Annotated in this window: 14 protein-coding genes and 1 tRNA gene; 8 read left to right on the forward strand and 7 right to left on the reverse strand. The window is 66.0% G+C overall.

What is annotated here, in order from left to right:
- Window position 1 precedes the first annotated feature (1 nt).
- Together rsxB and FK527_RS12310 are read right to left on the reverse strand one after the other, a co-directional pair.
- Window positions 2–673, reverse strand: coding sequence for an electron transport complex subunit RsxB (gene rsxB / locus FK527_RS12305; protein WP_144734262.1), 672 nt, complete (start codon window positions 671–673; stop codon window positions 2–4).
- Between the two features lie 5 nt (window positions 674–678).
- Window positions 679–2,355, reverse strand: coding sequence for a polyhydroxyalkanoate depolymerase (locus tag FK527_RS12310; protein WP_144734265.1), 1,677 nt, complete (start codon window positions 2,353–2,355; stop codon window positions 679–681).
- A 510-nt stretch (window positions 2,356–2,865) separates the two neighbouring features.
- On the opposite strand from FK527_RS12310, the gene FK527_RS12320 reads away from it, so the two are divergent.
- From FK527_RS12320 to FK527_RS12355, 8 genes are all read left to right on the forward strand, one after another.
- Window positions 2,866–4,695 (forward strand): FAD-dependent oxidoreductase, encoded by a 1,830-nt coding sequence (locus tag FK527_RS12320; RefSeq protein ID WP_144734273.1) that lies wholly within the window; start codon window positions 2,866–2,868, stop codon window positions 4,693–4,695.
- Window positions 4,692–6,593 carry a 2-oxoacid:acceptor oxidoreductase subunit alpha gene (locus FK527_RS12325; protein WP_144734276.1) on the forward strand — a complete coding sequence of 634 codons (1,902 nt, stop codon included), beginning with the start codon at window positions 4,692–4,694 and terminating at the stop codon, window positions 6,591–6,593. The genes FK527_RS12320 and FK527_RS12325 overlap by 4 nt, the downstream gene beginning before the upstream one ends.
- Window positions 6,590–7,645: a 2-oxoacid:ferredoxin oxidoreductase subunit beta gene (locus FK527_RS12330; protein ID WP_144734279.1), complete on the forward strand. Its 1,056-nt coding sequence runs from the start codon at window positions 6,590–6,592 to the stop codon at window positions 7,643–7,645. Before FK527_RS12325 ends, FK527_RS12330 begins: the two co-directional genes overlap by 4 nt.
- Before the next feature lie 63 nt (window positions 7,646–7,708).
- Entirely contained in the window at window positions 7,709–8,230 is a 522-nt protein-coding gene (gene parS, locus FK527_RS12335) for a type II RES/Xre toxin-antitoxin system antitoxin (RefSeq protein ID WP_144734282.1), read from the forward strand.
- Between the two features lie 67 nt (window positions 8,231–8,297).
- Window positions 8,298–8,777, forward strand: coding sequence for an RES family NAD+ phosphorylase (locus FK527_RS12340; protein WP_144734285.1), 480 nt, complete (start codon window positions 8,298–8,300; stop codon window positions 8,775–8,777).
- A gap of 129 nt (window positions 8,778–8,906) precedes the next feature.
- A complete protein-coding gene (gene acpS, locus FK527_RS12345) occupies window positions 8,907–9,296 on the forward strand; it encodes a holo-ACP synthase (protein ID WP_144734288.1) in 390 nt (129 codons plus the stop codon).
- A gap of 68 nt (window positions 9,297–9,364) precedes the next feature.
- Window positions 9,365–10,453, forward strand: coding sequence for a beta-N-acetylhexosaminidase (nagZ, locus tag FK527_RS12350; RefSeq protein WP_144734291.1), 1,089 nt, complete (start codon window positions 9,365–9,367; stop codon window positions 10,451–10,453).
- Window positions 10,454–10,569: 116 nt separating this feature from the next.
- Window positions 10,570–10,645, forward strand: a tRNA-Asn gene (locus FK527_RS12355).
- A 137-nt stretch (window positions 10,646–10,782) separates the two neighbouring features.
- On the opposite strand, the gene FK527_RS12360 is transcribed toward FK527_RS12355, so the two are convergent.
- The 5 genes from FK527_RS12360 to nifX are packed head-to-tail and all read right to left on the reverse strand — an operon-like array spanning window position 10,783 to window position 12,687.
- Entirely contained in the window at window positions 10,783–11,199 is a 417-nt protein-coding gene (locus FK527_RS12360; protein ID WP_144734293.1) for a nitrogen fixation protein NifQ, read from the reverse strand.
- Between the two features lie 39 nt (window positions 11,200–11,238).
- Entirely contained in the window at window positions 11,239–11,553 is a 315-nt protein-coding gene (fdxB, locus tag FK527_RS12365) for a ferredoxin III, nif-specific (protein ID WP_144734296.1), read from the reverse strand.
- 29 nt (window positions 11,554–11,582) lie between these two features.
- Entirely contained in the window at window positions 11,583–11,783 is a 201-nt protein-coding gene (locus FK527_RS12370) for a CCE_0567 family metalloprotein (protein WP_144734299.1), read from the reverse strand.
- 2 nt (window positions 11,784–11,785) lie between these two features.
- Window positions 11,786–12,280, reverse strand: coding sequence for a NifX-associated nitrogen fixation protein (locus tag FK527_RS12375; protein ID WP_144734302.1), 495 nt, complete (start codon window positions 12,278–12,280; stop codon window positions 11,786–11,788).
- Window positions 12,277–12,687: a nitrogen fixation protein NifX gene (gene nifX, locus FK527_RS12380; RefSeq protein ID WP_144734305.1), complete on the reverse strand. Its 411-nt coding sequence runs from the start codon at window positions 12,685–12,687 to the stop codon at window positions 12,277–12,279. The genes FK527_RS12375 and nifX overlap by 4 nt, the downstream gene beginning before the upstream one ends.
- Between the last annotated feature and the right edge of the window lie 24 nt (window positions 12,688–12,711).

Consider the following 12,711-nt stretch of genomic DNA (forward strand, 5'->3'; position numbering starts at 1 on the left):
TTCAGCTGCCCATACGCTTTTGGCGCGCACGCTCGAGGGCCGCGGCAATGGCCGCCTGGCGCGCCTGGGCAGAAGGCGGGGCAGAAGGGGCCGCTTGTGGTGCACCTGTCGTTGCGTGCGCTGACTCCGTGGCCGCAGGGCGGGGCGGGGGCACAGGAGCAACTTTCTGCGCCAGTCTGTGCTGGCGCCGCGCATAGCGCTCACGCGCAGCGTCGGCCTGCGCCTGCGACCAGGCAGCCCAGCCTGTAGCCGCGCCGCTGACGTTGGCGAGGTGTATGCAATCGACGGGGCATGCGGGCAGGCAAAGCTCGCAGCCGGTGCAATGCGCCTCGATCACGGTGTGCATGCGCTTGTTCGTGCCCACGATGGCGTCGGTTGGGCAGGCCTTGAGGCACAGGGTGCAGCCAATGCAGGCGCTTTCGTCGATGAAGGCCACGCTGCGCGCCGTTTCCTGGCCACACTCGGGGGCAAGCGGCAGCACCGGCTGGCCCGTGGCCGCCGCAAGCCGCGCCACGCCTTCGGCACCGCCGGGCGGGCAGCGGTTGATGGCCGCCTCGCCGACGGCAATGGCCTGCGCGTAGGCTGCGCAATCCGGGTAGCCGCAGCGTGTGCACTGCGTTTGCGGCAGTAGCGCGGCGATGCGTTGCACGACCTCGGCAGCCGCTGTATCCATTCCGCTCAGGATGAGGCGTCAGCGGACGAGGATGGCGAGGGCGTTGCAGTGCTCTGGGCGTCCGCTGCGCCTTCGGCCTGCGCCGGCGTGGGTGTGGCATCCACCCAGCGCGTGGCGACGGAGGGTGTAGGTGCTTCTGTCGTGGCCACGGAGGGTGCTGCGCTGTTGGCAGTGGGCTTTGCCGCGACCTTTTTGCTGCTGGCGGAGGTCCGTGGTGCTGTTGTGGCCTTGGCGCCTGCGGCAGCCGTGACGTGTGTGGGAGCAGGTTGTGCGGTGGTTGCCGCCGTTTTTGGCGCTGCTTTTTGCGACGCTTCTGCCGCAGCAGACACGGTCTTTTCTTCCGTTTTTACGGCATTTTTTTCTGTTACCGCGGCAGATGTGGCAATGGGCAGCGGTGTCGGCAGCGCAGTCTGGGGCACGGGTTGGTGCGCGCGGATGAAGTCACGCACCCTGGGGTACACCATTTCGCGCCAGCGCCGGCCACTGAAAATCCCGTAATGCCCGGCACCCGGCACGTCGTAGTGGAATTGCTCTTTCTGCACGATGCCGGTGCACAGATCGTGCGCGGCGCGCGTCTGGCCCGAGCCGGAAATGTCGTCGAGTTCACCCTCTACGGTGAACAAGGACGTGTTCTTGATGTCCTGCGGCCGCACGGGCTCGAGCTCGCCCGAGGGTGAACGCACTTTCCAGGTGCCGCGCACCAGTTTGAATTCCTGAAACACCGTGTGGATGGTTTCAAGGTAATAGTCCGCGTCCATGTCGAGCACGGCGTTGTATTCGTCATAGAACTGGCGGTGCGACTCGGCGCTTGCATCGTCACCCTTGATGAGGTCGAGAAAGTAGTCGTAGTGGCTGTTTGCGTGCTTGTCGGGATTCATGGCCACAAAGCCCGCGTGCTGCAAAAAGCCCGGATACACCCGTCGCCCCGCGCCCGGGAAGGTCTCGGGCACGCGGTAGATCACGTTGTTTTCGAACCAATCAAAGCTGCGCGTGGTGGCCAGGCTGTTGACCGCCGTGGGCGAGCGCCGTGCATCGATGGGGCCGCCCATCATGGTCATGCTCAGCGGCGTCTTTTCGCCGCGGCTCGCCATGAGCGAAACGGCCGCGAGCACCGGCACCGTGGGCTGGCACACACTCATGACGTGGCAGTTGCCATAGATGCTCTGCAGGTGACGGATGAACTCCTGCACATAGTTGACGTAATCGTCGAGATGGAATTCGCCCTGCGACAAGGGCACGAGGCGGGCGTTCTTCCAGTCGGTGATGTAGACCTTGTGGTCCTTGAGCATGGTGCGCACGGTGTCGCGCAGCAGCGTCGCGTAGTGGCCCGACAAGGGCGCAACGATCAGCACTGCGGGCTGGTTCTTGAGCTTGGCGAGCGTGGCCGGGTCATCGGTAAAGCGCTTGAAGCGGCGCAGTTCGCAAAAAGGCTTGTCGATCTCCACGCGCTCTGCAATCGCTACGTTCACGCCATCGACATCGACCATGCGGATGCCGAACTCAGGCTTTTCATAATCCTTGCCAAAACGGTAAAACAGGTCGAAACCCGCGGCCATGCGCTGAGCGAGGGGGTTCTCGCTCAGGGGCCACATGGGGTTGCTGAGCAGCTTGGAGGCCGCCAACGAAAAGTCGGCAAAGGGCTCCATGAGGGAGCGTTGGGCTTCGTAAAAGTGGTAGAGCATGTCTGCGCCGTCCAGTTATGTTGCAGTGCAGCAAAATATACCAGCACGCGACTTGTTGTGCATGGAAATATTTTGCACGCCAGAAGCAAAAAACCTGCCTGAAGATGCGTTATTGGTGATTTTGGTGCCAGCGGAAACGGAGGGAATTCAACCCTCGACGAGCCTCTACCCTGATCCGAAAAATCCAACCCAGATTGTCCATTAGGCGGCGCTACGCACCTACGCGGGCGCTGGCGGACGGCTGACGGTCATTTTGGCCGCTGCTTCGGCGTCCATGGCACCGGCCATGGAATTCTCACCCGCGACCAAACTGCCGCGCCAGCCGCCTCGCCATCATCCCGCGTCCTAATGAACAATCTGGGTTCAATCTTCATCGGGTCGAATCTATAGGCTGCACCAGCGCGGTGCAGCCGCGGTGAACGTCGTACACTGTAAAGCGCCGTCCGCCAAGACAAACAACAACGCAGAAGGTGGCCAGCGCAGCGCTCATCAAGCACAAGGAGACAAAGCTTGCAGCCGACCAATACGCAAGACCCGGCCTATTTCCACCAGGTCGTCGATTGTCAGTGGGCGTGTCCCGCGCACACGCCCGTTCCCGAATACATCCGCCTGATCGCGCAGCGCCGCTACGACGATGCGTACATGGTCAACTGGGTGTCCAACGTCTTCCCCGGCATCCTCGGCCGCACCTGCGACCGGCCGTGCGAGCCCGCGTGCCGCCGTGGCCGCGTGGAAGACCACAACCTGCCCAAGCCCGAGCCCGTGGCCATCTGCCGCCTGAAGCGCGTGGCCGCCGACTTCAAGTCCGACGTGCGCGCGCGCATGCCGCACCCGCTGCCGGCCAACGGCAAGCGCGTGGCCTGCGTGGGCGCGGGGCCGGCCTCGCTCACGGTGGCGCGCGACCTTGCGCCGCTGGGCTACGAGGTGACGGTGTTCGACGCCGAGGCGCGTGCGGGCGGCTTCATGCACCAGCAGATTCCGCGCTTTCGCCTGCCCGAGCACGTGATCGACGAGGAGACGGGCTACGTCTTCGCGCTCGGCGCCCAGTTTCGCCCCGGCGAGCGCATCGCCTCCATGCGCACACTGCTGGGCCAGGGCTACGACGCCATCTTCGTGGGCAGTGGCGCGCCGCGCGGGCGTGATCTCGACCTGCCGGGGCGCAAGGAGGCGGCTGCGCACATCCACATCGGCATCGACTGGCTGGCCTCGGTGTCGTTCGGGCACGTGACGTCGGCGGCCAGGCGCGTGATCGTGCTCGGCGGCGGCAACACGGCGATGGACTGCTGCCGTTCGGCGCGGCGCCTGGGGGGCGAAGACGTGAAGGTCATCGTGCGCTCGGGCTACGACGAGATGAAAGCCTCACCCTGGGAGAAAGAAGACGCGCAGCACGAGGGCATCCCCATCATCAACTTCCACGTGCCCAAGGCCTTCGTGCACGAGGGCGGCAAGCTCACGGGCATGCTGTTCGAGATCGTGCGCGCCGAGTACGACGCGCAGGGCCGGCGCCAGCTCGTGCCCACGGGCGAGCCCGAGGCGTTCTTTGCCTGCGACGAGGTGCTGATCGCGGTCGGCCAGGAAAACGCCTTTCCGTGGATAGAGCGCGACGTGGGCATCGCGTTCGACCGCTGGGGCCTGCCCGAGCTGGGGCAAGGCACCTTCCAGTCCAGCCTGCCGCAGGTGTTTTTCGGCGGCGATGCGGCCTACGGCCCCAAGAACATCATCACCGCGGTGGCGCATGGCCACGAGGCCGCCATCTCGATCGACCTGTTCCTGCGCGGGCAAGATGTAGCGCAGCGTCCGCCGCCGCACGTGAATCTGGTGTCGCAAAAAATGGGCATCCACGAGTGGAGCTACGACAACGACCCGAGCACTGACCCGCGTTACAAGGTGCCCTGGGCGCAGGCCGAAAAAGCGCTTGCGAGCATCGCCGTCGAGGTGGAGCTGGGCTTCGATCCGGCCACCGCCGCGAAGGAGGCGCACCGCTGCCTGAACTGTGACGTGCAGACCGTGTTCACGCCGCAGCTGTGCATCGAATGCGATAGCTGCGTGGACATCTGCCCCACCGATTGCATCACCTTCACCACCAACGGCGAGGAGGCCGAGCTGCGCCAGCGCCTCCACGCGCCCTCGCTGCACCCCGAGGAGCCGCTTTTCGTCTCGCTCCCGCTCAAGACCGGGCGCGTGCTCGTCAAGGACGAGGACATGTGTCTGCACTGCGGCCTGTGCGCCGAGCGCTGCCCGACCGGCGCGTGGGACATGCAGAAGTTCCTGCTGCTCACCGCGAAGGCCGGAGGTGCTTTCAAAGATATAGCTATGAGCGCAGAAAGGACGGGCGTATGAAGCCGATTGAAGCCATCAACGACTTTGTCATCAAGTTTGCCAACGTGAACGGCTCGGGCTCGGCCAGCGCGAACGAGCTGTTTGCCAAGGCCATCCTGCGCATGGGCGTGCCCGTGAGCCCGCGCAACATCTTCCCGAGCAACATCCAGGGCCTGCCGACCTGGTACGAGGTGCGCGTGAGCGAGCAGGGCTACCTGGGCCGGCGCGGCGGCACCGACATGATGGTGGCGCTGAACCCGCAGACCTGGGCTGCCGACCTGGCCGAGATCGAGCCCGGCGGCTACCTGTTTTACGACAGCACGCGCCCGCGCGCACCCGAGGAGCTGCGCGCAGACATCAGCGTCATCGGCATGCCGCTGACCGAGATCTGCAACGCCGTGTTTGCCGACCCGCGCCAGCGCCAGCTGTTCAAGAACATCGTCTATCTGGGCGCGCTCTCGGTGCTGCTCGACATGGACGCCGCGGCCATAGAGACGCTGCTGGGCGAGCAATACAAGGGCAAGGAAAAGCTGCTCGCCTCGAACGTGCAGGCGCTGCAGCTGGGGCGCGACTTCGCGCGCGAGCACCTCGCGCACCCGCTGCCCATCCGCGTGCGGCGCGCCGACCGCGTGGGCAACCGCATCTTCATCGACGGCAACACGGCCGCTGGGCTGGGCGCGGTCTATGGCGGCGCCACGGTGTGCGCGTGGTACCCGATCACGCCCTCGACCTCGGTGGCCGAAGCCTTCATGCAGTATTGCGCCAAGTTCCGCATCGACGCCGAAGGGCGCCACAACTACGCCATCGTGCAGGCCGAAGACGAGCTCGCCTCGATCGGCATGGTCGTGGGCGCCGGCTGGAACGGCGCGCGCGCGTTCACGGCCACCTCGGGGCCGGGCATTTCGCTCATGACCGAATTCCTTGGCCTGGCCTACTTTGCCGAAATTCCCGCCACCCTCATCAACGTGCAGCGCGGCGGCCCCTCGACCGGCATGCCCACGCGCACGCAGCAGGCCGACCTGCTGGCCTGCGCCTACGCCTCGCATGGCGACACCAAGCATGTGCTGCTGCTGCCCGATGACCCGCGCGAGTGCTTCGAATTCGCGGCCACCGCGCTCGACCTGGCCGACCGCCTGCAAACCCCCGTGTTCGTGATGAGCGACCTCGACATCGGCATGAACCAGCGCCTGTGCGCGCCGCTCGCTTGGGACGACCGCCGCGACTACGACCGCGGCAAGGTCATGAGCGCGCAAGACCTGGAGCAGCGCGAATTCGCCCGCTACAAAGACGTCGATGGCGACGGCATCCCCTGGCGCACGCTGCCCGGCACGCACCCCAAGCTCGGCAGTTACTTCACGCGCGGCACCACGCGCGACCCTTACGCGCGTTATTCCGAGCGCGGGCCCGATTACCTCTACAACATGGAGCGCCTGCAGCGCAAGTTCGCCACCGCGGCGACGCTGGTGCCGCAGCCCGTGCTGCAAAGCGCAGCCGCGCCCACGCGGCTCGGGGTGATTTATTTCGGCTCCACGAGCTGCGCCATGGCCGAGGCGCTCGATGCGCTCGCGGTAGCAGGCATCCACGTCGATGCGCTGCGCCTGCGCGCGTTCCCGTTCCCCACGAGCGTGCACGACTTCATCGCCGCGCACGAGCAGGTCTTCGTGGTCGAGCAAAACCGCGACGCGCAGATGCGCTCGCTGCTCGTCAACGAACTCGAGATCGACCCGGCGCGCCTGCGCCCCGTGCTGCACTATGACGGCACGCCGATCACCGCGCGCTTCATCACGCAAGCCATCACCAAACTCGCTGCAAATCTCGCCGCAAATGCGCCGCGCGGCGCTGCCGCTGCGCCGCAAGCCATTGCATCCGTGACCGCCAAACTAGCCGGCCAAGCCGCCGTGCCGGAGAGTACGCCATGACCTACATCGCCAAACCCCCGCTGCACCATCCCGCGCTCGCGCGCAACAAGGTCGGCTACACGCGGCGCGACTACGAGGGCAAAGTCTCCACGCTGTGCGCGGGCTGCGGCCACGACTCGATCTCGGCGGCCATCATCGAAGCCTGCTGGGAGATGAACATCGAGCCGCACCGCGTGGCCAAGCTCTCGGGCATAGGCTGCTCGTCCAAGACGCCCGACTACTTCCTCGGTGCGAGCCACGGCTTTAACACCGTGCACGGGCGCATGCCCAGCGTGCTCACGGGCGCCAATCTGGCCAACCGCGACCTGCTGTACCTGGGCGTGTCGGGCGATGGCGACTCGGCCTCGATCGGCCTGGGGCAGTTCGCGCACGCCATGCGGCGCAACGTCAACATGGTTTATATCGTCGAAAACAACGGCGTCTATGGCCTCACCAAAGGCCAGTTCTCGGCCACGGCGGACAAGGGCAGCAAGAGCAAAAAAGGCGTGGTCAACGCCGACAGCCCGGTCGATCTGGTGGGCCTGGCGATGCAGCTGGGCGCGAGCTTCGTTGCGCGCAGCTTCTCGGGCGACAAGGCGCAGATGGTGCCGCTCATCAAGGCCGCGATGGAGCACGGCGGCGCGGCCTTCATCGACATCATCAGCCCCTGCGTGACCTTCAACAACCACCCCGGCTCCACGCGCAGCTACGACTGGGTGCGCGAACACAACGAGGCCGTGAACCGCATCGACTTCATCACGCCGCGCGACCCCATCACGGCAAGCATCGCGCCGGGCGAGGTCGTCGATGTGCCGCAGCACGACGGCAGCATCCTGCGCCTGCGCAAGCTGCACACCGACTACGACCCGACCGACCGCGTCGCCGCCATGAGCTACCTGCACGAGCGCGCCGCCGAAGGCGAACTCGTGACGGGCCTGCTCTATGTCGAAGCCGGCGCGGACGACCTGCACACGGCCCAGCACACGAGCCGCCGCCCGCTCAACAGCCTGGGCAGGGCCGACCTGTGCCCCGGCGCGGCGGCGCTCGAAAAGCTGAACCAGGCGTTCCGCTGAAACTTGCGTTGTTGTCTTTTACGAGATATCATAAAGTCTCACTTAAGACATTAAGGACTCGCCATGGCAGCCAATTTCGTTGACGCCCAGGTGCCGCCTGCACCGGCGATGGTGGCGCAAGACCACTCGGCGAGCTACCTGCTGCAGCCGCGCGCGCTCGGCGCGCAGACTTATCTGCTGTCGCCGGTGGAGCGCGCGCAGCGCGTCAAGCAGGGCGTGCCCGCGCGCGAGCTGGTCACCGTGAGCCAGGCCATGGGCCTGCCGCGCGAGCAGCTCATGCGCGCGCTGGGGCTCGCGCGTTCCACGGTGGAGCGCAAGATCGCCCAGCGCGGCACGCTCTCGCAGCCCGAGGGCGAAAGGCTCATCGGCCTGGAGCGCCTGATCGGTCAGGTCGATGCCATGGTGCGCGACAGCGCGGCCGATGATGCGGCGGATTTCGACGCGGCGCGCTGGTTCGCGCGCTGGATGGTCGAGCCGGTCGCGGCGCTGGGCGGCATGGCGCCGCAGGACTTGCTCGACACGGCCGATGGCCGCGAGGCGGTGAGCACTTTGCTCTTGCAGATCCAATCTGGCGCTTACGCTTGATAGGCGTGCGCTTGCAGCTACCTAAAAAATAGTGATTGAAGCGACTTCAGCCGCCGCCGATGGCTCAGTGAGCGTCTGGCGCATCGCCACCGACACGCCGCACTACACGGCCGACGATCTGAGCGGGCAGGGCGCCGAGCGCAGCGGCGGGCGCTGGAACGAGCGCGGCACGCCCATGGTGTACGCGAGCAGTTCATGCGCGCTGGCGTGCCTGGAGACGGTGGTGCACCTCGCGGGCGGGCTGCCCCTGCCGCTGAACCGCTATCTGGTGCGCATAGACATCCCGCCCGCGCTCTGGGCCGCGCGCACGGTGTTCGACGCCGCGCAAATGGTGGGCTGGGACGCCATACCCGCAGGGCGCGTGAGCCTTGCCTGGGGCCGCGCCTGGGCGCACGCGGGCACGAGCGTGCTCGCGCAGGTGCCGTCGGCCATCGTGCCCGAAGAAAGCAACCTGCTCATCAACCCCTTGCATCCCCAGGCCGGCACACTGCGGGCGCGCAAGCTGCGGCGCTGGCAGTACGATCCGCGCGTGCGGCGCAAAAGCTGAAAACCGCAGTGGAATGCCCGAAGCCTGCTGCAAGTGACATGCGGATTAACGCCGCGGTCTTTTCCTCTTGACTCAAAGCGCGCCCCGCTCCGCAGAACCGCGCGTGGCTGGCCCAACAGGTACCAACCCATGATCTACGGCATAGGCACCGACATCTGCGACATCCGCCGCATCCGCGCGAGCCTGGAGCGTCACGGCGAACGTTTCGCATGCAAAGTGCTGACCGAGGGCGAACTCGCCACCTGGCGCGCGCGCTCCGAGCGCTGGCCCGAGCGCGGCGTGCGCTACCTGGCCACGCGCTTTTCCGCCAAGGAGGCCTTCAGCAAGGCCATAGGTTTGGGCATGCGCATGCCCATGACCTGGCGCCACTGCGAAGTCGCCAAGCTCCCCACGGGGCAGCCGGTGATCGTGCTGCACGGCGCGCTCAAAGACTGGTTCGAGTCCCGCGGCCTGCGCGCGCACCTGAGCGTGACCGACGAGAGCGACTATGCAGCGAGCTTTTGCGTCGTCGAAAAATAAGTGCCAAATCGCCATCAAATGCGCGTACAGTAAGCGTAAGCAGCTATTGTTACAAGAGTAAACTCGCCATGCAACATGCCCCCTTGATCCTCGACATCGCCGGCACCACGCTCAGCGCTGCCGACCGCCGCCGCCTTGCGCACCCGCTCACGGGCGGCGTGATCCTGTTCACGCGCAACTGGCAAAACCGCGCGCAGCTGCTCGAACTCACAAGCGCGATCAAGGCCCAGCGCGACGATCTGCTGATCTGCGTCGATCACGAAGGCGGGCGCGTGCAGCGTTTTCGCAGCGATGGCTTTACGCAGCTGCCGGCCATGGCGGCATTTGGCCGCATGTGGATGGACGACGGCCGCGGCGCCGCGGCCCGCCCCGGCAGCGGCGCGCTGCGCGCCACCAACGCCGCCACCGCGGCCGGTTACGTGCTCGGCGCCGAGCTGCGCGCCTGCGGCGTCGATTTCAGCTTCACGCCCGTGCTCGACCTGGACTGGGGCCGCAGCGGCGTCATAGGCGATCGCGCCTTTCACAGCGACGCGCGCGTGGTCACCTTGCTCGCCAAAAGCCTGATGCACGGCCTGTTGCAAGCCGGCATGGCGAACTGCGGCAAACATTTCCCGGGCCACGGCTGGGCCATGGCCGATTCGCACACCGACATGCCCGTGGATGAACGCAGCCTGCGCGCCATCCTCGCCGACGATGCCGCGCCCTACGGCTGGCTCAGCAGCACGCTTTGCAGCGTCATGCCTGCGCATGTGGTCTACCCCAAAGTCGACCGCCGCCCCGCAGGCTTTTCGGCGCGCTGGCTGCAAGACATCCTGCGCAACCAGCTGCGCTTTCAGGGCGCGGTGTTCAGCGATGACCTCAGCATGGAAGGCGCGCGCCGGCTCGATGGGCAGATCGTCAGCTACACCGACGCCGCCGTGGCCGCATTGCAGGCCGGCTGCGATCTGGTGCTGCTGTGCAACCAAAGCCTGGGCGATGGTCACGCGGTGGATGCCTTGCTCGACGGCCTGGAGTCGGCGCTGGCCGCTGGCCGCTGGCAGCCAAGCAGCGCGAGCGAAGCGCGCCGCCTGGCCCTGCTGCCCCAGACCGCGCCGCTGCCCTGGGACGAGCTGATGTTCCACGGCGCCTACCTCGAAGCGCTCGAGCTGCTGCCGTGAGCTGGGAAAGACCCGCATGGCGACGCCGCACGCCCAAAGCACGGTAGCGCGTGCCATGGCAAAAACACCGGAGTCGATAAAGTAGCCGATTTTTGCGTATATAATCGTGGGCTCATTCCTCGATAGCTCAGTCGGTAGAGCGCCGGACTGTTAATCCGTAGGTCCCTGGTTCGAGCCCAGGTCGAGGAGCCATATAAATCAAGCACTTAGCCCACATTTTAGCCCGCCTTTTGGCGGGCTAAGTGCTTTTGGGCGCAGCCTTTTTGCTGCCGCTTGATCGTTGGTTTCGGGGCGCTGGCTTCGCCAGCGTTTCCAGCGTCCGCCCAGGTTCAGCGTTCTTCCGCCCCGAAACACAGCGCGTAATCCGAGCAGACATCGCAGCTCGGCGCCTTGCAAAGGGTCAGGCCTTCGCGCAGGCACAGCTGCTTGTAGAGGAACTTCTTCCACTTCATGTTGCCGGTGTTGCGTGCGGCCAGCAGCGGGAACCAGTGCGCGATCAGCTGCGTGAGCTCGGCGCGTGAGGGCAGGCGCAGGTCTTGCCACAGGTGCTGGTCGCCCAGGCTCGCGCAGGCCAGCGCCCAGGCGACGGCCTCCATGTCGGCGGCGGAGCCGGCGGCGGGGTCGGCATGTTCACGCAGCAGGTTCAGCAAGTCCGTCACCTCGTCGTGGCGGCTGGCCATGCGCGTGGCCAGCGCCGCCCAATCGGGGGCGGGAATGCTGGGAAGGACAGGCGCGGGCGCAGCCATGGTGGGCTTCTCGGGGTCAGACGGGGGCTGAGAGACGGGTTACACGGCTGCGGGCGCGTGGGTGTAGCACTTCTTCGGGCAGATCCGGGCGCAGGCAGTGCAGCCTATGCACAGCTCCTGGTGCGCGATGGTCATGACCTTTTTTTCGTATTCGGCATCGTCGTCATCGTCGTCGTCGAGGTCCACATGGATGCGTTCGCCATCCTCGGTGAGGCCGACGAGTTCCAGCACGCCGCGCGGGCAGACTTTGAAGCAGCGGCCGCAGCCTATGCACTTTTCTTCATTGAGCGCGGCCACGAAGGTCGGGGTCCAGGTGGCGCCGCTGGGCAGGGTGACGTTGAAGGTGGTGCTCATGGAGTCCTCCGGTTCCTGGTGGCGTGGGCTCATCCGCCTGCGGCGGCCTGTTCCTGGCGGGCCTGCATGAGCTCGGCGTGCGCGGCGTAACAGCGCTGGGCCACGGTGAGGATGTTTTCCCAGTTCTGGGGCAGCTCCTCAGACAGGTCGTGCAAGTCCATCTTGGCCTGGGTGGCGCGCGCGTTGAGCTTTTTCAGCTGGGCTTTGCGGTCTTCGGTGTCGGTGGACATGTTCAGGCTCCGTATTGCGCCACCGCGGGGTAGGCGCGGATCATGGCGATGGCTTCGTCAAGAAACTTGTTGCCCGCTTCGGCCAGCTTGGCCAGCGAGGGAAAGCCGAAGCGGTGCACGTCACGCAGCTGTTTGTTGACCACCACGAGCCGCCCGGCGATCAGCACCATGCGGCCAAAGCCCTCGTGGCTCATCTTCATCATGGGCGAGACCATCTGCCCGGTGGCGCGTTCGATGGCGACGGCGATGGCGCTGTAGAAGAGTTCCAGGCGCCACAGCGTTTCCGGGTCCGGGTCGCCCAGAATGGGCAGGGCGCGACGCTCTTCGGCGCTGAGGAGGTAGGGCTTGAGCAGTTGCAGGTCGCTCTTGCCCTCCCAGGCGCCGTGGGTGTCCTGCGCGCGCAGCTGTTTGATGAGCTGCTGCACGAAGGGCGTGGCAAGCAGGGCTTCGTCCGTGTCTGCAGCTGCAGGGGGGGGCAGGGTATCGGTGGCGCTCATGGGGTGACCTCGTCGTCTTCAAAATCGAAAGTTCTCTCGCCGCTTTTGGCCATGGCCTTGCGCAGCCAGGGCGGTGGCGTGCCCTGCAGCACGGCCTGGAGCTTGTCCAGGATGTCGGCAATGGGCTCGGGCTGCGGCACTTTGATGGGGTGGATCTTCATGGCCACGACGCGCGCGGCGCCCGAGCCGCCGATGGCGGCCACGTACAGGATGGCTGCGTCGTGGATGGCTGCGAGCTTGGGCGCGAGCTTGTCTTCGTCGCCGTCTTCCTCGAGCTTGCCGCCGAAGTCGAAACTCTCGACGAAGTGGTGGCCCTGTGGGCCGACCTCGTACACGACGATGCTCTTGGCCCAGCCAAAGTGCGCATCCACATGCTGTTTGTCCTGGGTGGCAAAGGCGATTTTCATGGTGTTTCCTTTCGGGGTACGGGA

The sequence above is a fragment of the Extensimonas perlucida genome (assembly GCF_007655255.1).
GTDB classification, from domain to species: Bacteria; Pseudomonadota; Gammaproteobacteria; order Burkholderiales; family Burkholderiaceae_C; genus Extensimonas; species Extensimonas perlucida.